Source organism: Pseudomonas sp. NCCP-436 (assembly GCF_019656335.1).
GTDB lineage: Bacteria > Pseudomonadota > Gammaproteobacteria > Pseudomonadales > Pseudomonadaceae > Aquipseudomonas.
In genome coordinates this window covers 1-873 of the sequence record NZ_BPLZ01000042.1, presented here as the reverse complement: position 1 = coordinate 873, position 873 = coordinate 1, and the positions used below count along the sequence as shown (strand labels likewise).

1 protein-coding gene is annotated in these 873 nt (G+C 62.3%); it reads left to right on the top strand.

The features are described 5' to 3' along the window. A partial coding sequence (locus NCCP436_RS17560; RefSeq protein ID WP_220805243.1) for an IS3 family transposase occupies nt 1-832 on the top strand: 832 nt, incomplete at its 5' end. Nucleotides 833-873 lie beyond the last annotated feature (41 nt).

Here is an 873-nt window from a genome sequence, read left to right as displayed (position 1 = left end):
CCCGTCCGGTTACCGCAAGCATGCGGCCCGCCTGCGCAATCCGGCATTGCGCTCCTGCCGTGCTCGGCGCGACGAGGCACTGATCCTGGAAGTCCAGCGCGTGTGGAATGACAGCATGCAGTGCTATGGCGCGGTCAAGGTTTGGAAGCAGCTCCGGCGAGAAGGCATCGAGGCAGCCAGATGCACGGTGGAGCGGTTGATGCGTCGAGCTGGGTTGCAGGGCATAAGGCGCGGCCAGGTCGTGCGGACAACGGTGGCCGGAGACAAGTCGCTCTGTCCGCTGGATCGTGTCCAGCGCCAATTCCAGGCCAACCGCCCCAACCAGCTGTGGGTGTCGGATTTCACTTACGTGTCGACCTGGCAGGGATGGCTGTATGTGGCCTTCGTGATCGACGTCTTTGCGCGGCGCATCGTGGGGTGGCGAGTCAATACCAGCATGAAGACCGACTTCGCACTGGATGCCCTGGAGCAGGCCCTGTACGCCCGCCAGCCGCATCGCACAGGGAGCCTGATCCACCACAGCGACCGTGGCAGCCAGTACGTCTCGATCCGCTATACCGAGCGGCTGGCAGAGGCCGGCATTGAGCCCTCGGTTGGCAGCAAGGGCGACAGCTACGACAACGCATTGGCCGAAACCATCAATGGTCTGTACAAGGCCGAGCTGATTTACCGCCAGCCGTGGAAGAGCCGCGAAGCTGTTGAGATGGCGACCTTGAAATGGGTGCACTGGTACAACCACCAGCGGCTGTTGAGCTCAATCGGCTATATCCCGCCTGCGGAGGCTGAGGCAAACTTCCACCAGCAACAAGCAGGTCAGGCCATGGCGGCCTGACTTAAACGAAACGGCCTCCACAAAAGCCGGGGCGATTCACT